This window comes from Flavobacterium sp. JLP, assembly GCF_015350755.1.
Lineage (GTDB): Bacteria > Bacteroidota > Bacteroidia > Flavobacteriales > Flavobacteriaceae > Flavobacterium.
In genome coordinates, this window is record NZ_JADKPS010000004.1 from 368378 (window position 1) to 388572 (window position 20195).

The window sequence follows — 20195 nt, forward strand, 5'->3', positions numbered from 1 at the left end:
AACTCAAATATTTAAAATGAGATTACACAGAAATTTAGTTTATACTACCATCGATTCTTTGAACGCAATTTTCAATGAAGGCGAATATGCAGACAAAGTGGTAGCTAGAGCCTTAAAAAAAGACAAACGTTGGGGAAGTTCTGACAGGAAGTTTGTTGCTGAAACCATATACGAAATTGTTCGTTGGAAACGATTATACGCAGAAATTGCTGAAGTTAAAGAACCTTTCGACAGAGATAATTTATGGAGAATGTTCGCAGTTTGGGCAGTTTTAAGAGGATATCCTATTCCGGATTGGAGACAATTGGAAGGAACTCCAGAAAGAAAAATAAAAGGCCGTTTTGACGAGCTTTCAAAAATTAGAGCACTAAAAGAATCTATTCCAGACTGGATGGATGAATTAGGCGTTAAAGAATTAGGAGAAAAAGTTTGGTCTACAGAAATTGCAGCTCAAAACCAGCCTGCAAAAGTTATTTTAAGAACGAATACTCTTAAAGGAACTAAAGAAAGCTTGAGAAACACTTTGATGGATTTGAATATTGAAACAGAATATTTAAAAGATCAGCCTGAAGCTTTAGTTTTAAAAGAAAGAGCAAATGTGTTTTTGACAGATGCTTTTAAACAAGGACTTTTTGAAGTTCAGGATGCAAACTCACAATTGGTTGCAGGTTTTCTTGATGTAAAACCAGGAATGCGTGTTGTAGATACTTGCGCCGGAGCTGGAGGAAAAACATTGCATATTGCTTCTTTAATGGAAAACAAAGGACAATTGATCGCAATGGATTTATACGAAAGCAAGCTGAAACAATTAAAATTAAGAGCGAAAAGAAATGGCGCTTTTAATATTGAATATCGTATTATTGACACAACAAAAGTGATCAAAAAATTACACGAAAAAGCAGACAGAGTTTTAATTGACGCACCATGCAGCGGTTTGGGAGTTCTAAAAAGAAATCCAGATGCTAAATGGAAATTACAGCCTGAGTTTATCGACAACATTCGTAAAGTTCAGTCTGAAGTTTTAGAGAGCTATTCTAAAATTGTAAAACCAGGCGGAAAATTAGTATACGCAACTTGTTCTGTCTTACCATCTGAAAATCAAGAGCAAGTAGAAAAATTCTTAAAAACTGAGATCGGACAACAATTTACTTTTGTAAAAGATCGTAAAATATTAGCTTCTGAATCTGGTTTCGACGGATTTTATATGGCACTTATGGAGAGAAAAGCTTAAAAATAAATTCCAATCCCGAAGTTTCGGGATTAAAATAAAAATTCCAAATTCCAATTTTACAGTTGGAATTTGGATTTTTTATTTTGAGCTTTTGTTAAACTAAACTCGATTTACGGAGTAACTTTCCGTTTTCATTTTCTTTAAATTTAGGAACAAAAACAATTTCTTTTGGCTTTTCGAATTTACCTAAAACGTCAAAAAAATCAGGTGCGAAATCTTGTTTTTCGCCTTCAATAACCAAAATCAGTTTTTCTCCTAAAATAGAATCTGGAACGCCAGTAACAAAAAACCTATTGGTTATTTTGCCTATCAATTTAGATTCTATTTGTTCTGGAATCAGCTTTACCCCTCCACTATTAATCACATTATCGATTCTTCCTAAAAATACAAATTGATTGCCATTAATCAGTTCAACTAAATCATTCGTTACAATTGGCTCTTCTGAAATTGAAGAAACAAAAATTACCAGACAATCGCGGTCGTCTTTCGTAATTCTAACATTTGGCAAAATCGAAAAGGCACGCTCCCCTACTTTTTTAGCGGCGATATGTGTAATAGTTTCAGTCATGCCATACGTTTCGTAAATCTCAGTTTTTAACGGTAAGAGTTTTTCTTCAAGCGCACTATCTATTTTGGCTCCGCCGATAATTAATTTCTTTACATTTTTTAATTTTTCAATCGAATTTTGAACTTGTAAAGGAACCATCGCAACAAAATCATATTGTGTTGTATTTAAAGCTAAAGGTTCTGTGCTAGGCGACACTACATCAATATCTAATCCTAAAATTAAGCTTCGAACCAGCATCATCTTACCAGCGATAAATTGAGTTGGCAAACACAACAAAGCTTTATTGCCAGGCTCTAATCCAAAAAAATCTCCCGTGGCCAGTGCCGACTGGATCATGGCTTTTTTTTCTAACCTGACTAATTTTGGAAGCCCCGTTGTTCCCGAAGTTGTCATTTCAATATAATCTTTCTCATCAAACCAATCTAAGAAAAACTCTCCAATTGCCCTCTCGTAAACATCCCCTTCTTTGATAAAGCTATAGCCTACTCTGCATAAATCATCTGCATTTAAATGATAACCATTTAGCTTAAAATAATTGTGTACATTTTTATGTGTTAATTGAGACATGAGCATATTAATTTAATGGTTCTAAAACTTTTATATCACCAGTTAATTTTTCTTTCCAATTGGTCCAATTGTATTTTTTACTAAAAATAAAAAGTAAAATAGGATAAACGACTACAATAGGCAATATTACATCTAAGCCCGCTGAAGGTTCAGACATATCTTTAAAAATCGAATGTGTTTGAAAAACAGACCAATCTGAAGTAACCAATAGAGCTCCGACCAAATTATTGGCAGCATGAAAACCTAAAGCCAGTTCGAGTCCTTCATCCATAAGGGTAATAACTCCTAAAAACAAGCCTGTTCCGATATAATAAAACATAATGATATAGCCCATTTTAGCAACTTCTGGGTTAAAAATATGCATTGATCCAAATATTAGAGAAGTCATTAACAATGGAAACCATCTGTTTTTAGCCAAATTAGCGAAGCCCTGCATTAAATATCCTCTAAAAATATATTCTTCTGTACTGGTTTGTATCGGAATTAATACTGATCCAATCACGACTAAAATCAAGAATGGGATTAATTTAAAATTCCAAATGAAATTTTCAGGAGATTTAAAATAAACCGCTGCAAAGCTTAAAGCCGAAAAAATAGACCAAAGAACAAATGAAAACAAAATACGATTCCAGTCTACTTTTTTTCTAGACGTAGTAACCGATAGAAGAGTTTGATTATGAAGATATTTTAAAACAAAATAAATACCCGCAAAAGCAAAAGCAAACGAAATCATAACTAAAAACAAAGTTAGATTTGATTCGAACATTTTCATAACAGCTTCGTTATTTGTTGGAATTTCTTTTTTATTTATAAAGCTAGAATAAAGTACAGCGCCGGAAAAAGGAATTTGACCAATAAAAGAAGCAAGTATTATTAAGACAGATCCAACAAGATACAGCCAAAATTTATTTTGAGGTTTAATTCCTTGTTCTAAAAACATAGACATAAAATTTAAAAATGAGAATTCAGTTTAATAAGTAAATCTTACTTTTGGTCTTGCTAAAATACCTAATTTTTATTTTAGCAATCTTATAACACCTTAAATATAATAAAATGATACAAATTTACCATAATCCTCGTTGCGGAAAATCAAGAAATTGTCTGGCTTTTATTGATCAGACCAAACAAGAATATGAAATTATTCCGTATTTGACAGAAACACCAACTTTTGAAGAGTTAAAAACTGTACTTGGTAAATTAAATTTGGAACCAATTCAATTAGTTAGAACTAAAGAAAAAATCTGGATCGAAAAATACAAAGAAAAAACTTTGACTAATGAGCAAATCATTAAGGCTATGATAGATAACCCCATTTTGATAGAGCGCCCTATTGTTTTAAAAGACGGAAAAGCAATCATTGGAAGAGATTTAGATCTTGTTTCTTCCTTCTTAGATTGATTATAAAAAGGTAAATTAACATTTTTTTGTGATTTCATTCTTTAAACCAAAAGCTACATTTGCCGTCTAAAGAGAAATGAAACCAAAAATAACAATGAAAAAAATTAAATTTGCTGTATTGCTTGTACTTTTTTTGACAAGTTTTTACAACTATGCACAACAAGTACCTCCTGCTAAAAACAAGGTTAAAGTTACAGGAAAAGTTTTTGAAAAGGTTACTAAACAACCTCTTGAATACGCTACAATTTCGATAATGGCTCCAAATGACACTAAAGTTATTGCGGGCGGCATCACCAATCCAAAAGGTGAATTTGAAGTAGCTGTTGCTCCAGGAACTTATGATATAAAAGTTGAATTTATTTCTTTTAAGGCAACAGAAATTAAAGGAAAAGCTATTTCTGAAGATACTAATTTAGGAGTTGTAAATTTATCAGAAGATGCTGCACAATTAAACGAAGTTGTAGTTCGTGCAGAAAAATCGACTGTAGAAATAAAACTTGATAAAAAAGTTTACAACGTTGGTCAGGATATGATGGTAAAAGGAGGAACTGTGAGCGATGTTTTAGATAACGTTCCATCTGTTTCTGTTGATACTGAAGGAAATGTTAGTTTAAGAGGAAGTGATAACATCCGAATTTTAATTGACGGAAGACCCTCAAACGCGATTAATGTTGCTGAAGCATTGCGTCAGCTCCCTGCAGATGCAATTGATAAAGTAGAAGTTATTACGAATCCATCAGCTCGTTATGATGCTGAAGGAGGTTCAGGATTAATCAATATTATTCTTAAAAAAGGTAAAAATCAAGGTATTAACGGAACTTTTATTGCTTCGACAGGTATTCCTGAAACTTACGGATTAAGTGCCAATTTGAATTATAAAACTGAAAAGCTAAACTATTTTACGACTGCAGGTTATAATTACAGAACTAATGAAGGCGGTGGAAAAACAAATACTTCATACTTTAATGCAGATGGTTCTCCAAAAGGTTATTTAGATGAAGATCGTGATACAAAAAGAACATCTGACGGATTTAACGGAAGAGCTGGTATAGAGTGGTCCATTACTCCAACTACTTTTTGGACAAATGCGATCAATTACCAAAAAAATTCAGGGAATACTACAGACTTAATTAATTATACTAATTTTGATGCTGCTCATGCTTTAACAGGAACTTCATATCGTTTAAATGATGGAGATACAGGAAGTGAAAATGTAGAATATACATCAAACTTAATTAAAAACTTCAACGATAAAGGGCATAAACTTACTGCTGATTTATCGGTTTCAAGAAATACAGACGACAGCAACAGTATTATTACGGCTTCGCCAAACTTTAATACTACTTTAAACAATCAAGTACAAAAACAAGTACAATTGCAAGCTGATTATGTGTTGCCTTTAGGAAAAGGAAGCCAATTTGAAGCTGGGTATAAAGGAAGTTTTGGAGATTTAAATAACGAATATTTTGTTACTGATGAACAAGGTGCAATAGATCCAAATTTATCTAATACTTTAGAGTACAAAGAAAATATTAATGCACTTTACGCTTCTTACGGTTTTAAAGTAAACAAATTCTCTTACTTATTTGGTTTGCGTTGGGAAGACACTAATATTCAAGTTAATTTATTAGATACTAACGATTTCAATACTAAAAAATACAACAACTTGTTTCCAAGCGCTTTTATTAGTTATGAAATTTCAGATCAAAGCAATTTTACAGCGAGTTACAGCAAGCGTTTAACAAGACCAAGAGGACGTTTTATGAATCCTGCGGTAAACTATTCTAGTAATGTCAATATTTTTCAAGGAAATCCAGACTTAGACCCTTCTTTAACTGATAAATACGATATCGGATACATCAAACGATGGGACAAAGTAACTTTTACAACTTCGGCTTATTTTGAAGATACAAAAGATGTTTTCAGTTTTGTGAGAACTCCAAACGGCCAAGAAGTAAACGGAATTCCGGTTATTTTGAGCAGACCTATTAACTTAGGAAAAGAGCAAAAATTTGGTTTCGAATTTACATTGAACTACACACCGTTTAAATGGTGGAAATTAAACAGTAACTTCAACCTTTACAACGTAAAAACTACCGGAGAAAACACTTACACTGATACGAATGGTAATTTAGTAGTACAAAATCTTGACAACCAAGCTAATTCTTGGTTTGCCAGAATCAGCTCAAAAGTAACTTTACCATACAAAATCGATTGGCAGTTAAGCGGTGTTTATAATGGGGAACAAAAAACCGCACAAGGTAAAAACTTGGGTCAGTTTGGTATGAATACAGCATTAAGCAAAGATGTATTGAAAGACAAAGGAACAATTGCTTTCAACATCAGTGACATTTTCAACTCAAGAATCATGAGATCATATACATATCTTCAAAATGATACAACACTTGAGAGCCAAACTTCTTACGGTGAAATGCAGTTCCGTAAACGTCAATTCAATTTATCGTTTACTTACCGTTTCAATAAAGCTAAAAACGAAAGAGACAAAAATGCACAGCCTAAAAATGATAATGAAGGCGGAGGAGAATTTCCTGGATAATACAATCTAAAAATCAGTTTCAAAAATCCAAATTCTAATTTTTAATCAAATTGGAATTTGGATTTTTTTTATTGGAATTTATGAGATTATAGATTTTGAAATAAAAAAAAGGACTCGTTTTCACGGGTCCTTTTTTTATGAAGTCAATTTAAAATTAAATCGATTGTTCTTCTTGTCTCTTTTTTGCTCTTTTCTCTTTGAACATTTCCCAGCTAGCACCCGTAACCCAATAAGATACGAAACCTACTAAGAAAAACATCAACCAAAACCCTATAGTTAGTATGGTCAAGAAAAGTAAAAAGCCTAAGTACTGTGAAAATTCAAACATGTTTTCCGGAATTTTTGAATGTAAGCACAAATGTATGTTTTATATTTTTTCTTAGCAATAAAATCCAAATCAATTTTCGTTAAATAACATTTATCCGTATATTTATACTCATTTTAAATAAGCTTTTTTTACAAGCTGAAATGCTTTTAAATAAAGAGCTCACAGAAAACAATAATAATTTTCAGGAGCTTATTCCTGCTGTCCGCTGTATCTTTTTGTTTTTAAAGAAAAAACAAAAAGGATGCCGCTTCCATCAGGGCTAGAATTCATTTTCAAAAGAAGTTTCAATTTTAAATAACATTACATTTTACAAATAACATTTTACAAACAACAAAATGAAATACAGAATAGAAAAAGACACCATGGGCGAAGTTCAAGTCCCAGCTGATAAATATTGGGGTGCACAAACAGAACGTTCTAGAAATAATTTTAAAATTGGTGCTTCGGGATCAATGCCGCAAGAAATCATTGAAGGTTTTGCTTATCTAAAAAAAGCAGCTGCTTATGCCAATTATGATTTAGGTGTTTTGCCCATAGAAAAAAGAGATGCTATCGCTGCTGTCTGTGACGAAATTTTAGAAGGAAAGCTAGCAGATCAATTTCCGCTTGTAATCTGGCAAACTGGCTCTGGTACACAAAGCAACATGAATGTAAATGAAGTAATTGCAAATCGCGCTCAAGTTCTTAAAGGTTTTGAAATTGGCGAGGGCGAACAATTTATAAAAGCAAATGACGATGTCAATAAATCACAGTCATCAAATGACACCTTCCCAACCGGAATGCATATTGCGGCTTACAAAATGATTGTTGAAACCACAATTCCTGGAGTCGAAAAACTACACGCAACCTTAACTGCAAAAGCAACTGAATTTGCTTCTGTCGTAAAAATTGGACGTACGCATCTTATGGATGCAACACCTTTGACTTTAGGACAAGAAATTTCAGGTTACGCTGCGCAGTTAGCATACGGATTAAAAGCATTAAAAAATACGTTAGCACATTTATCTGAAATTGCTTTAGGAGGAACTGCTGTTGGAACCGGACTTAATACTCCAAAAGGATATGATGTAAAAGTTGCAGCATATATTGCTCAATTTACCAACCATCCGTTTGTAACGGCTGAAAACAAATTTGAAGCTTTAGCCGCACACGATGCCATCGTAGAAACACACGGTGCTTTAAAACAATTAGCAGTTTCTTTAAATAAAATTGCGAATGACATCAGAATGTTAGCCTCTGGACCGCGTTCTGGAATTGGTGAAATTCACATTCCTGAAAACGAACCAGGATCTTCTATCATGCCCGGAAAAGTAAATCCTACACAATGTGAAGCCTTAACAATGGTTTGCGCGCAGGTAATTGGAAACGATATGGCAATTGCCGTTGGAGGAATGCAGGGACATTATGAACTTAACGTTTTTAAACCTGTTATGGCGGCTAACTTTTTGCAGTCGGCTCGATTGTTGGGTGATGCTTGTGTTTCTTTCGATGAACATTGTGCTCAAGGAATCGAACCAAACTATAAACGCATCAAAGAGTTAGTAGACAATTCGTTAATGCTGGTTACGGCTTTAAACACAAAAATTGGCTATTACAAAGCTGCTGAAATTGCACAAACCGCTCACAAAAACGGAACAACTCTTAAAGAGGAGGCCGTTCGTTTAGGATACGTAACCCCAGAAGATTTTGATGCTTGGGTGAAACCGGAGGAAATGGTTTAGTTTTTTTGTTTCAGGTTTCAGGTTTCAGGTTTCATGTATGAAGTACTGAATGAGTAGAAATGAACTATTATTAAAAAAGGGAAAAAATTTAAACTTTTCTCCCTTTTTTAATAACGTGAAACTTGAAACCTGAAACAAAAACTCTTATTTCCCGTCTACATAGTCCTGTAAATAACTAAATCTTTCCGTTAATTTTCCGTTTTGTGTCATTTTTGCACGTTGCAGAATTCCATCTTTATCGTCGTTAAAGAAAGCTGGAATTACATGTTCCATAAACTGTTCTCCAAAACCTTCGCTGGCATCTTTTGGAATTTCGCATGGTAAATTATCTACTGCCATAACCACAACTGCTGCAGGATGAAAAACATCGACTTCTCTATCTTCTAAAGGAAAATAACCGTATATAGGTTCTGCAATTGTCGAAGCACGCAAAGTACAGGCAATTGGCCCCTTTACATCGCAAGAAATATCAGCAACAACTTTTAGCCTACAGTCGCCCGCATTCAGCATCTCTTTTGTCAAAATCATCGGCGCGCCGTTGGCATGAAAATGACCTGCAAAATAAATATCTGTAACTTTGGTAAACTTTTCAAAATCTGAAACGTATTCTTCAGGATGTGATACAAAATCTTTAAAATCAAGAATTTGTCCGTCAGTTCTTTTGTTGTATTCTAAAACATCCAACTGCACATAAACTGCTTGAGCGTATTTTTTAGTCAGATAATTGTCTACTGTAATTTCTTTTATTTTAATAGCATCAAGAATTTCTTTGGCACCGCTTCCTACTTTTCCAGTACCTGTAATAACAAATTTTAAAGCTGGCATTGTTATGCGTTTTAAGTGCATAATCATAGCATCTTTTCCTGCTAAAGTTTCTGCTTTTGGCAACTTAAACAATTCAAATTTGATTCCGAAAGCACGAATTCCGTTATAAACACCAACCATTCCAGCATATTTTCCAAAACCTATTAAGCGTCGATTTTCAGCATCAACAATAGTTTCATGATCGTATAACTCGATGTTTTTTTCTAAAATTGCCTGAAGTAATTTTCGGTTATAAGGCTGTTCTTTGATCGTATGAGAAAAGAAAAAATAAGCTTTATTTGGAATTAAATTTTCAATTGGCACTTCTTTCACACCAAATAAAACATCACAGTCAGAAACATCTTCGGTAACAGTAATTCCCATACTTTGATATTGTGTGTCCGAAAAAATTCTGATATCTGAACTCTCTACTGCTACAACTGCATCGTTATAAAGTTGTTTCAGTTTTACTAATTCATTTGGAGAAAATACAACGCGTCGATCTGGTGGATTTTTTCTTTCTTTTATAATTCCAAATTTCATTTAAATAAGTTTAAAGCAATTATTAATGTAACTTTTTGAATCGTATTTGTTTCAAATATAACAAATTTTGTTAAATTTTTGTTGTTAAAATTCATTTTAGAATCTTTAAAAACCGTTAAAAGCTGAAAAACAACCAAATAAAAAAAACAGTAGTTAAAATTTTGTTAAAGCAACCCTCTTAAGTCACTAAAAATTGACAAAACAACAAAATTGAATTCGATATATTTGTTTTTAAAGAACGATGCAAATGATTTTCCTTAAAAAAACAAAGATACCACAAATACTTTTTACTCTACTAGTTTTAAGTTCATGTGGCAAAGACAAAACAAAAAAAACAGCTGCTGCTCCTACAGTCGAAGATACTTTACCTAAAATGAAACCTTTAGGTCCTGAAAAGAAAATTTCAGAAGCTTATAAAAATTCAGTGATAGGCAGGATAAATCATTTCTACAATAAAAACTGGCCAAACAACAGCATGAACGGAAGTTTTTTGGTCGCTAGAAACGGACAAATTATTTTTGAACGCTACAATGGTTATGCTAATAAAAATGAAGGCACTAAAATAACACCTGACACTCCAGTGCAAATTGCTTCTGTCAGTAAAGTTTTAACTGCTACGGCAGTTTTAAAATTGGTTAATGCCGGTAAACTAGATTTGGATCAAAAAGTAAACACCATTTTAAAAACATTTCCATACGAAGAATGTACAGTTCGAATGCTGTTAAGCCATCGAAGCGGTATGCGTAATTATGCTTATTTTACAGATCACGACAAATCAGTTTGGGACAGACATAATCAGCTTACGAATAAAGACATCCTAGAAATTCTAGCCACAAAAAATGTTGGATTAGAATCAACAACCGGAACTCGTTTTGGGTACTGCAATACCAATTATGCAATGCTTGCCCTTATCATTGAAAAAATTACGGGTTTGACGTATAAGGAAGCAATGTCTCAAATGATTTTTAAACCATTGGGAATGACGCATACGTATGTTTTTGATGATGATAAAGACAGAAAAAAAATCGTTCCATCATACAAAGGAAATGGCGCAGAAATTGGTTTTGATTATTTGGATAATGTTTACGGCGATAAAAACGTTTTTTCGACTGTTCGAGATCTTTTAAAATTTGACAGAGCCAGAAATTCGCCTGACTTTTTAAAACCGGCTTTGCTAAAACAAGTTTATACAGGTTACAGCAATGAACGCAAGGGAACAAAAAATTACGGTTTAGGAATTAGAATGATCAATTGGGAAACTGGACAAAATTATTATTTCCATAACGGCTGGTGGCACGGCAATACTTCATCTTATATTCCGCTGATGAAAGAACACGTTACCATTATTGCCTTATCAAATAAAATGACTACAAAGACTTATGCAGTTAGAAAATTGGCTCCAATTTTTGGTGATTATCCTTTTAATTTTAAAGATGAGGAATAACAAAATTTTTCTGAAAATTTTATTACCAAACTAACTTCAAATAGTATAAATTTGCAAACTCATTTTTGGGGTCGACTGGTTTTGACAGCAAGTCGAATTGAAAAGTAAGCACGTCGAGCATTGAGACCTTGCTCGTAAATATAAGATCTTACAATTTTACACGGCGAAAATAACTACGCTTTAGCTGCATAATCTGAATTATAGTAAGATTAGCCACGTCCCTATCAGATAGGGAAGCTGGATTCTCCTTGAAAGCCTTGGTTTGTGGCGGTCAGTCCAGGAGAACCGTAAAAATAGACCTAGATTTCCATGAGCTTCGGGTGGATATCGAAATTAAGAAGATAAGTGTTGAGTGGTTGTTCCTGACCTAGCTTAACATCGAAAATCCAATCAGGAAATAAACGCGTAGAAAGCTCTTTAGTTGCTTGTTTGGACCCGGGTTCGATTCCCGGCGACTCCACAAAAAAAAGCCGTAATCACTAATAATAAAGTTGATTACGGTTTTTAATTTTTAATTATATACTATTAGTTAGCATTCAATAAAAGTTTTTTAAATCCTTACAAAGAGTAGTTTTTTAAAGGCTATTTTTAAAACGTTATTGATTGTGTTATATCGATTTTCCTAAACAGAAATTCAATATTTATATCCCCGCCGTTATCATATCCTCTTGACCTACTCTCAAGTATAGTTAAAAATCTACTGCCATCAGGAGATTTATCAGTTAATGAATTAATAAGTAATTTATTTTGTTTAGTATTAGTATCTTCTTCAAAAAGTAGACTTCTATTGGAGCGTGTAAAAACATAATTATTATAATAATGAATCAAATATGCTTCTAAATCGATGATTTCGTAATCAAAGTCGTCTTGACTAATAAAGTTAATAGTAGTCATAAATTCTATCTGCAAATCTTTTAAACTTAATTGTTTAAATTTTATTTTATTATAAAAAGCATTATTAAGAGTTTTAATATAAATCAAGAACAAAAACAAATTAGGAAACACAAAGTTATTATATGGGAATGATCTTAGAACTAAACGAGAATGAGCAAATATTTTTTCTTGTTGACGCAAAGAAACATTAGTGTTCTTAAATAATATTTTTGCTGTTTTAAGAAACGTCATACCATCATAATTCAATTGACTAATTCTTGACCTTAAATCAGAATTAAAAAATTCATTAAGCCCAAAATAATTATACAAATAGTCACAATATTTTTCCGAATCAGGTTCAGGAATTGAATATTCAATATCTATAAAACGTCTTAAATATTCTTCAGCATCAATCTGCTCGCTACCATAAACGCCACGAACAGCATTACCCAATTGTCCTTTATCTATTGATAAAACAAAAACAATATTAGGAACAGAAAAAAAATGCTTTATTTGTTCCAGAATCGCAACTGCATAATCTGGACGACAGCGATCTAATTCATCCACAATAAAAATTAAGGGCTTCCCTTCATTTGTGTCCGCAATAAATTTTGAAAGGCTTGTTCTAAATTCAGTAATACCTTTTTTCTTTTCTGCATAGTCATTTACTTCATTTTCAAAAATATTTGTTACGCCTTCAGTAACCTTCTCAATCGCTTCTTTTATACCATCTGTATTGATATACCGATCTGCAATAGCTTTTACAACTACTGGGGCAATATGTTTGGACAAAATGGCAGCCCTATTTAGTACAGTTTTAAATTTAGGCTCTGTTTCCTCCTTAGTTAATGTTTTCAATTCTCCCATTAAAGCAGTAAGCGGATTGTTTTCAAAATCATTTTCCCAAGCATTAAAATAAACTGTTTGATATTTATTATCTTTTAAATCTTGCTCCCACATTTTTACAAATGTTGTTTTTCCAGTACCCCATTTATTATTTATAGCTAAAACAAAACCATCTGCGTAAGTATCTACAATTGATGTTAAAACTTTAGCATATTGGTGCCTATCAAGTTTACAATTAGCAAAGGGATTTCCAGCAACAATATCAATTTCTTTATGTTTAATCATTTTTCAATAGTGTTTATTATTTTTTTAAAGGCAAAATGTTGTTATCCATGTAAAGCCATATACTAAACTAAAGCTTAAAAACTTTATAATAAAACTTGTAATTATCTCAATTCCACATTTATGTTTAGTTATTTTATATATGTGTTTAAAATATCTCTTATGTGATTAATCAAAATAAAACAATATAACCATTCAAATATAAAAAGAACTTAAGATCTAATGTAATTTACATATATCAGTTTTAAGAAAAAAATACACATATCAATTAGAATTGTTGAAGAAATCAAAATTTACTTTTTTATAGTATTTTTACACTACTTTAAATGTTCAAAAAAGATCCTCTAACTGTAATTTCCAAAATTATAGTCTCGCCAAATTCGAAGTATTAAATTTTTATCACTTAAATAAATAGGTTTAAATATGAAAAAAATTCACTTTGCTTATTTAGTAATAATACTCAACATCTTTACAATATCTGGACAGACTGCGAAAGCCAAATATCATTCTCGCTTGGATCAAATGACAGATTCGATAGTAAATAATTATTACTCCGGAATTCATAGTGTTCTTATTGCAAAAGACAATCAATTGCTGTATGAACATTATTTTAATGGTTACACCAAAGATTCACTTCATGACACCCGTTCTTCTTTTAAATCAATCACCAGTCTTTTGGTTGGAATTGCGGTTGATAAAGGATTTATAAAAGATATTAACCAGAAAGTTTATGAATTCTTTCCAGAATATCCATCGCTGAAAACAGATCCGCTCAAGAAGCTTTTGACTATAAAAAATCTTTTGGAGATGAAATCCGGTTTTGATTGCGAAGAATTTAATGATACTAAAGATTGTGAAGACACGATGAGTTTAAGCAAAGACTGGGTGAAATATGCCCTGAATCTTCCGATGAAAAACAAACCTGGTGAAGTCTGGGCTTACACCTCTGTTAATCCAATGATTTTAAGCGGGATCCTAAAAAAAACCACCAAAATGTCTGTCAAGGATTTTGCGAAAAAATACCTTTTTGAACCTCTTGGTATTTTCTCTTATCGATGGACAGTAGATCCGAGCGGTAACGCTATGACAGCTGGTTCGTTTTATATAAGACCTTTTGATATGCTAAAAATTGGAGAGCTGGTAAATAACAAAGGGGTTTATAATGGAAAACAGATTATTTCAAAAAAATGGATTGAACAATCTACGGTATGCGATATTGCAATTCCTGATTTTTCCTATATGAAATCCAGTAAAAGTAAGATTGGAATTCCACAGCCTGCCTATTATGGTTATTACTGGTATCGCGAAACAATAAAGACAAGGGATTTAGAGGAAAATGTGCTTTTTGCATCAGGCAACGGAGGCCAATATATTTTTATAATAGAAAACTTAAATTTAACCGTTGTTTTTACGCAAGGCAATTACGGCTCTTTTAAGGCGAAACAGGCTTTTGAAATTTTAGCCAAATTCATTTTACCGAATTCTAAAAACTGAAAAAAACTTTTGCATATGACAAAAGCCTGTAAACAATAAAGTCTACAGGCTTTTCAAATTAAATCATTAAGTCATTGCTTAACACGAAGTTTAATTCATGCTAAATGATTTCAGTCATTAAGAAGCAATATTTTATTTCATTGAAACAATTACAAACTCGCTTCTTCTATTTAACTGATGCTCTGCTTCTGTACAATTTACATTATCAGAACATTTATTTACTAATTGGCTTTCACCGTATCCTTTACCTGAAATTCTTTCAGCAGAAATACCTCTTTTTACAAACCATTCGATTGTAGCTTTTGCTCTTTTAGTAGACAAAATCATATTGTAATTTTCGGTCTGTCTGCTATCGGTATGAGAACGGACATCTATTTTCATTTCTGGATATTGTTTCATCACAGCCAAAACTTTCTCTAACTCAAAAGCCGCTTCTTTTTGAATAATCGCTTGATCTAAATCAAAATAAATAATCGGAATATCTAATGTCTTAGCCAAATCTGTTCCAACCTCAATTGGTTTAATCTGTTTTTCTAACTTCACATTCAGCTCCGATTTATCATTTGACGGTGCAACGGTAATCACACTTTCATTAGTTTCATAATCTTGTTTTCCAACTCTTACATGATAGGTTTTCTTGCATTTTACATCAAAAGTATACATTCCGTCTTTATTTGTTAAAGCTTCTGAAATTTGGGCAAACTTATCGTCAAGCAAAATTACTTTTGCATCGCTTAATGCTTCATTCGTTTGAGAATCTGTTACTAAACCTGATAATTTTTTCTCGCAATCCAGTTTTCTGGTTTCAAGAAATCTGTAAATATCATCACTTCCAATGCCGCCTTCTTTGTTTGAAGAGAAAAATCCTTTTCTGGTTGTACTGTTTATTATAAAAGCAAAATCATCGAATTTGGTATTAACCGGCTCTCCAACATTTTGTACATAATCAAAACTGGAATCGTCTTTAATTTTCGCCACAAAAACGTCAAGACCTCCTAATCCCGGACGGCCATCAGTTGCAAAATACAATTCATTATCACCTGAAACAAAAGGAAAAGTTTCTCTTCCTTCGGTATTAATCGCTACACCAAGATTTTCTGGTTTTCCAAATGTTCCGTCAGTATTAATCGTCACGCTGTATAAATCAGATTGTCCTTGACCTCCCGGCATATCTGATGCAAAATATAATTTCTTTTCGTCAATACTCAAAGCAGGATGCGCAACACTGTATTGATTGCTGTTGAAAGGCAATTCGACAACATTTCTCCATTTGCCTTTTACAAATTCTGCTTTGTATAATTTCAGCAAGGTGATTTTGTTATCGTTTTTTCCTTTTTTTCCAGCTAAAAAATTATTTCTGGTAAAGTACATTGTATTTCCGTCTTTAGTAAAAACCGGAGTCGATTCGTTGAATTTTGAATTGATCTTTTTGTCAAATCGTGTTGGGGCTTCTAAACTTCCATCAGACTTTACTACCGCGCTATATAGGTTGGTAAAAGATTTATTTGTCCATCGAAATGTTATTTTATTTACTTTTCCTGTATCTCTTGCAGAGGCGAATACCAATTTATCATTGAGCATTGTACTGCCGTAATCAGATTCTTTAGAGTTAATTCCGGCGCTTGAAATTTCAAATCTCCCCGAATTTAACTTAATCTGTTCTAAATAATTTTTATTATTTTCGAATAAAATACCTCTGCTGTCAGACTTCATTTTTTCATTAAAGATCTCCAGCATTTTATCTGCTTTTGAGTAATCGCCAACAGATTTTAGAGCTTGAGCATATCTATAATAATACTCAGAATCTTGCTGATTGTTTAAAGAAAAAAGTTCATCGTACCATTTTACTGCTTTTGTCAATTCAGCATTAAAATAATAAGCGTTTCCTAATCTTTGAAACATTTTCTCATCCTTATAACCGCTTTCAGCAACCTTCTCATAAATGGAAATTGCATCAATATATGCGTATTTATTATAATCTTTTTCCGCTTTATTTAATACAGCTTTTTGAGCAATTGCATTAAAAAATGAAAGACAAAAAAAGAGGGTATATAGTAAGTTTTTAATTTTCATAGTTAGAAGAATCTTGGTGAAGTGATACGGCTGTATTTGTTTAGGAATTCAAAACGAAGAAATATTTCATGCGATCCTGAACTGTAGTTTACCAACTTGGTTGTTTCACGATCATACGCATAACCAAGATATAAGCCATCAGTTATTTGAAATCCTGCCATTGCACTTACAGAGGCACTCCATCTGTATGCAACTCCCAAAACAAATTTTTCGTTAAACATAAAATTGGCAGAAGCATCAACCTGCAATGGCGAACCATCTACCATTTTTGCCAATAAAGCTGGTTTGAATTTTACCATTTCATAACGATCTAAATTGAATACATAACCTGCAATAAAATAATAATTTATTTGCTCTTTGAAAATAGCAACATCATTATCATCATAACGATTGGTCTGAATAAAATTCGGAACTGATAATCCAACATACGCTTTATCACTATGCCAATAAATTCCGGCACCTACATTGGGTGTGAATTTATTTTCGAAATCCTGAAATTGTGGATCTCCCTGATCTTCTTGAGATAATTTTGTTGGATCCAGTTTAAAAATATTGGCCGATCCTTTTATACCAAAAGAAAGTTGCGCATTTGCAGATGTTGGAATAGAATATGATAAATCGGCAGAGATATTGTTCTCATTTGTGGGTCCGATTTTGTCATTCACTAATGAAACTCCAAGTCCTAAATTACTGTTATTTAAGGGTGTATTTACTGAAAAACTGCTTGTCTCAGGTGCGCCGTCAAGTCCGACCCATTGGGTACGGTACAATCCGAAAACACTCATTACTCCACGTGAACCAGCATAAGCAGGATTTATATTGATAGTGTTATACATGTATTGTGTAAACTGCGCATCTTGCTGAGCAAAACTTGCAGCTGAACAAAACAATAAAACTAAAACTAATTTTCTCATTTCTTTTATTTTTAATAATGGCTTAGCCGTAACTAAGCCATTTTATTAGTGTGGAATATTATTTGGTCAAGTATAAATAACCGGCCTGTTCATGCGGATTAGATTGAGCGTCTTTATATTTAAGAACATAATAATACGTTCCTTCTGGCAATCCGTTCGATTCTTTAATGGTCACTCGGCCTTCTGAAAATCCTCTAAAAGCAACATCATTATTATTGTAATGATCTCTTTCGAAAACTAGAACACCCCAACGATTGTAAATTTGAACCGTATTTTCAGGATAACATTCTAAACCTTGAATATAAAATCTCTCATTTTTACTGTCTCCATTTGCAGAAACAGCGTTAAAGACTTTAATTACACAACCGCTTAATTCTAAAACAGTCGGTTTGTCTCCTCCTAAATCATCAGAATCCGATTTATCAAAAACTATGATACCACTTTTAGATAGTCCAGATGCAGTAGCCTGATTGCTTATACTTCCAGCATTTACATCTGCCTGAGTTAATGTATAATTTCCAGTAAACGAAGAATCATCGTTTTGACCAACCGCTAAATTGATTGAGCTTCCGCTCATCACAATTCCTGGCAAAGGATCTGCAACCAATATGTTTTCGAGGTCAACATTTCCTGTATTTTTGATTGAGAAGCTATATGTTAAAGTCTCTCCTGCTTCTGCATAGCCATTTCCGTTAGTATCGTTTAATACTACTTTTTTAACGATTGCAAGCGCAGGAACTTCAACAAATATTTTCACTGTTGCAGTGCTGCAATTATTTGAATTGGCAACTTCGCAGATTTGATAAGTCAATGTATAATTACCGCCTTTTGTATTTGGTGCTACATCAATTGTTCCATCTGTATTCAAGGTCATTCCTGCTGGAATATTTGTTCCAGTTAAAATAACATCTGAAGATTTAACAGGAACACCATTTAATCTATCATTAGCTAAAACATTTACTATTGCTAATGCGCCATTAATTCCGTCCGCAAGAATCACATCATCTTCATTTCCTGCTGCAATTCCAAATATTGGCATTGCATTACAACCAGCTGTTGGAGCAGGATAATTCACTATTACAGATCGAGTTGGGTTTAGCGTAAACTGCATTGTAACTGCTGGTCTTGTTAACCCAAACCCATCATTACCTTGTGTCCATTGTCCATTTACAAGTACCCATCCTGGCCAATCTGTTGGGTTATTGCTGGCATCAACAGTTGCTCCAGGCCACAATACATTGCCGCTTAATGGCAAATTTGTTTGTGTTGCAACAATATTATTTGCACTGTCAATCCAATTAATTGTCAATAATCCTGTTGGAGTAAAGTTATCTGCAACAACATTATAAGAAACGTAAGGTGTATTGTTAGAGCAATATGCACTTGCAGTAACTGTCATAGTTGGAGCTACAACTGAAACCGAAACTGTAGCAGAACTGCAATTTGAACTATTCGCTTTTTCGCAAATTTCATATGTCAAAGTATAAGTTCCAGCTGGTGCATTTGGTGCTAATTCTATAGTTCCATCAGGTTTTAATGTCAAAACACCTGTCGGGTCTGGCGTCAGTACATTTAAATTAACATCAGAAGGCACAATTGGATTATTATCTAAAGTATCGTTGCTAAATACATTTAGAACACTTACAACCTTATCAATACCCACCACATTGCCAATTTGATCTGCAGCTAGATTAAGAATAGCTTTTTCAACAACAATCGTAATTGTACCTAGAGTAAGATCAGTATCACCAGCATTATCAGTTGCAGTAAAAGTAAAAGTATCATTACCTGAGAATGCGCCGCTAGGGTCATAGGTTAACATACCTGCTTCTAAAGGTGTGAATATTTGATTAACTGATACTGGTACACCAGCTAGTGCTAAAATTCCGTTAGCCGGCAAACTTAAAACAGTATAACTTGCTATACTTCCATCTGTATCCGTTGCTGTTAGAGCATTGATTGCTGTTGCGCCTGATCGTGATGGAATATTACCACCTGTCGCATCATTTACAATTGGAGCATTATTTCCAACTGGAATGGTGAAAGCAGTAGCTAAAGCTGAACTTCCAAGATTATCTGTCGCTGTAAATGTGAAAGTATCGTTTCCTGTGAATGTACCACTTGGAGTATACGTCAACATTGCTGCTTCAGCAACTGTCAATATTTGATTTACTGTTATTGGAGTTCCTGATAAAGCTAGAATTCCATTAGCAGGTAAACTTAAAACTGTAAAACTTACAATAGTCCCGTCTACATCTGTTGCTGTAAGCGCATTTATTGCTGTCGCTCCTGCTGTTGATGGTATATTTGGATTATTTTGATTGTTTACAACCGGAGCATCATTTACCGGAGCAACAGTCAAATTAACCGTTACTGTGTTTCCGTCAGCTGTTCCGTCGTTTACTTTATAAGTGAAGCTGTCCGTCAGGGTCTCGCTTCCATTGTGCGTATAGCTGAATGATCCGTCTGAATTTAATGTAAGGGTTCCGTTTGACGGGCCTGAAACTAAAATCGCTGTAAGCGCATTTCCTTCCGCATCCGTGTCATTTGCC

13 protein-coding genes and 1 other RNA gene are annotated in these 20195 nt (G+C 33.3%); 7 read left to right on the forward strand and 7 right to left on the reverse strand.

All coding sequences use genetic code 11. The features are described 5' to 3' along the window. Positions 1-16 precede the first annotated feature (16 nt). Positions 17-1231 carry an RsmB/NOP family class I SAM-dependent RNA methyltransferase gene (locus IRZ83_RS13030; protein WP_029272914.1) on the forward strand — a complete coding sequence of 405 codons (1215 nt, stop codon included), beginning with the start codon at positions 17-19 and terminating at the stop codon, positions 1229-1231. A 94-nt stretch (positions 1232-1325) separates the two neighbouring features. Here the strand turns inward: IRZ83_RS13030 and IRZ83_RS13035 are convergent, their stop codons facing one another. Both IRZ83_RS13035 and IRZ83_RS13040 read right to left on the reverse strand, forming a co-directional pair. After that, positions 1326-2366: an AMP-binding protein gene (locus IRZ83_RS13035; RefSeq protein ID WP_194569325.1), complete on the reverse strand. Its 1041-nt coding sequence runs from the start codon at positions 2364-2366 to the stop codon at positions 1326-1328. A gap of 7 nt (positions 2367-2373) precedes the next feature. Beyond that, positions 2374-3306: a CPBP family intramembrane glutamic endopeptidase gene (locus IRZ83_RS13040; protein ID WP_194569327.1), complete on the reverse strand. Its 933-nt coding sequence runs from the start codon at positions 3304-3306 to the stop codon at positions 2374-2376. 113 nt (positions 3307-3419) lie between these two features. On the opposite strand from IRZ83_RS13040, the gene IRZ83_RS13045 reads away from it, so the two are divergent. From IRZ83_RS13045 to fumC, 3 genes are all read left to right on the forward strand, one after another. Then, positions 3420-3764 (forward strand): arsenate reductase family protein, encoded by a 345-nt coding sequence (locus tag IRZ83_RS13045; RefSeq protein ID WP_194569329.1) that lies wholly within the window; start codon positions 3420-3422, stop codon positions 3762-3764. Positions 3765-3858: 94 nt separating this feature from the next. Beyond that, positions 3859-6321 carry an outer membrane beta-barrel family protein gene (locus IRZ83_RS13050; protein ID WP_029272910.1) on the forward strand — a complete coding sequence of 821 codons (2463 nt, stop codon included), beginning with the start codon at positions 3859-3861 and terminating at the stop codon, positions 6319-6321. Between the two features lie 663 nt (positions 6322-6984). Further along, on the forward strand, positions 6985-8370 hold the full coding sequence (gene fumC, locus IRZ83_RS13055) for a class II fumarate hydratase (RefSeq protein WP_029272909.1): 1386 nt from the start codon (positions 6985-6987) through the stop codon (positions 8368-8370). A gap of 144 nt (positions 8371-8514) precedes the next feature. Here the strand turns inward: fumC and IRZ83_RS13060 are convergent, their stop codons facing one another. Then, positions 8515-9717, reverse strand: coding sequence for an NAD(P)-dependent oxidoreductase (locus IRZ83_RS13060; protein WP_194569330.1), 1203 nt, complete (start codon positions 9715-9717; stop codon positions 8515-8517). Between the two features lie 241 nt (positions 9718-9958). Between IRZ83_RS13060 and IRZ83_RS13065 the strand changes: the two genes are divergently transcribed. Both IRZ83_RS13065 and ssrA read left to right on the forward strand, forming a co-directional pair. Beyond that, the gene (locus IRZ83_RS13065; RefSeq protein WP_029272907.1) at positions 9959-11161 is read left to right on the forward strand and encodes a serine hydrolase domain-containing protein; all 1203 of its coding nucleotides are present in this window, start codon (positions 9959-9961) and stop codon (positions 11159-11161) included. A 67-nt stretch (positions 11162-11228) separates the two neighbouring features. After that, positions 11229-11624: a transfer-messenger RNA gene (gene ssrA, locus IRZ83_RS13070) on the forward strand. Between the two features lie 125 nt (positions 11625-11749). Here the strand turns inward: ssrA and IRZ83_RS13075 are convergent. Beyond that, positions 11750-13165 carry a P-loop NTPase fold protein gene (locus IRZ83_RS13075; protein WP_194569332.1) on the reverse strand — a complete coding sequence of 472 codons (1416 nt, stop codon included), beginning with the start codon at positions 13163-13165 and terminating at the stop codon, positions 11750-11752. Positions 13166-13585: 420 nt separating this feature from the next. Between IRZ83_RS13075 and IRZ83_RS13080 the strand changes: the two genes are divergently transcribed. Continuing rightward, a complete protein-coding gene (locus tag IRZ83_RS13080) occupies positions 13586-14656 on the forward strand; it encodes a serine hydrolase domain-containing protein (RefSeq protein WP_194569334.1) in 1071 nt (356 codons plus the stop codon). A 132-nt stretch (positions 14657-14788) separates the two neighbouring features. Here the strand turns inward: IRZ83_RS13080 and IRZ83_RS13085 are convergent, their stop codons facing one another. The 3 genes from IRZ83_RS13085 to IRZ83_RS13095 all read right to left on the reverse strand — a co-directional run. Continuing rightward, positions 14789-16729: an OmpA family protein gene (locus IRZ83_RS13085; RefSeq protein WP_194569336.1), complete on the reverse strand. Its 1941-nt coding sequence runs from the start codon at positions 16727-16729 to the stop codon at positions 14789-14791. A 2-nt stretch (positions 16730-16731) separates the two neighbouring features. Continuing rightward, positions 16732-17643 carry a type IX secretion system membrane protein PorP/SprF gene (locus tag IRZ83_RS13090; protein WP_194569338.1) on the reverse strand — a complete coding sequence of 304 codons (912 nt, stop codon included), beginning with the start codon at positions 17641-17643 and terminating at the stop codon, positions 16732-16734. 58 nt (positions 17644-17701) lie between these two features. Next, on the reverse strand, positions 17702-20195 hold a 2494-nt coding region (locus tag IRZ83_RS13095), incomplete at its 5' end, for an Ig-like domain-containing protein (protein WP_194569340.1).

Coding starts and splice junctions, on each gene's coding strand:
- IRZ83_RS13030 (WP_029272914.1), top strand. CDS start 17: ATGAGATTACACAGAAATTTAGTTTATACTACCATCGATTCTTTGAAC.
- IRZ83_RS13035 (WP_194569325.1), bottom strand. CDS start 2,366: ATGTCTCAATTAACACATAAAAATGTACACAATTATTTTAAGCTAAAT.
- IRZ83_RS13040 (WP_194569327.1), bottom strand. CDS start 3,306: ATGTTTTTAGAACAAGGAATTAAACCTCAAAATAAATTTTGGCTGTAT.
- IRZ83_RS13045 (WP_194569329.1), top strand. CDS start 3,420: ATGATACAAATTTACCATAATCCTCGTTGCGGAAAATCAAGAAATTGT.
- IRZ83_RS13050 (WP_029272910.1), top strand. CDS start 3,859: ATGAAAAAAATTAAATTTGCTGTATTGCTTGTACTTTTTTTGACAAGT.
- fumC (WP_029272909.1), top strand. CDS start 6,985: ATGAAATACAGAATAGAAAAAGACACCATGGGCGAAGTTCAAGTCCCA.
- IRZ83_RS13060 (WP_194569330.1), bottom strand. CDS start 9,717: ATGAAATTTGGAATTATAAAAGAAAGAAAAAATCCACCAGATCGACGC.
- IRZ83_RS13065 (WP_029272907.1), top strand. CDS start 9,959: ATGCAAATGATTTTCCTTAAAAAAACAAAGATACCACAAATACTTTTT.
- IRZ83_RS13075 (WP_194569332.1), bottom strand. CDS start 13,165: ATGATTAAACATAAAGAAATTGATATTGTTGCTGGAAATCCCTTTGCT.
- IRZ83_RS13080 (WP_194569334.1), top strand. CDS start 13,586: ATGAAAAAAATTCACTTTGCTTATTTAGTAATAATACTCAACATCTTT.
- IRZ83_RS13085 (WP_194569336.1), bottom strand. CDS start 16,729: ATGAAAATTAAAAACTTACTATATACCCTCTTTTTTTGTCTTTCATTT.
- IRZ83_RS13090 (WP_194569338.1), bottom strand. CDS start 17,643: ATGAGAAAATTAGTTTTAGTTTTATTGTTTTGTTCAGCTGCAAGTTTT.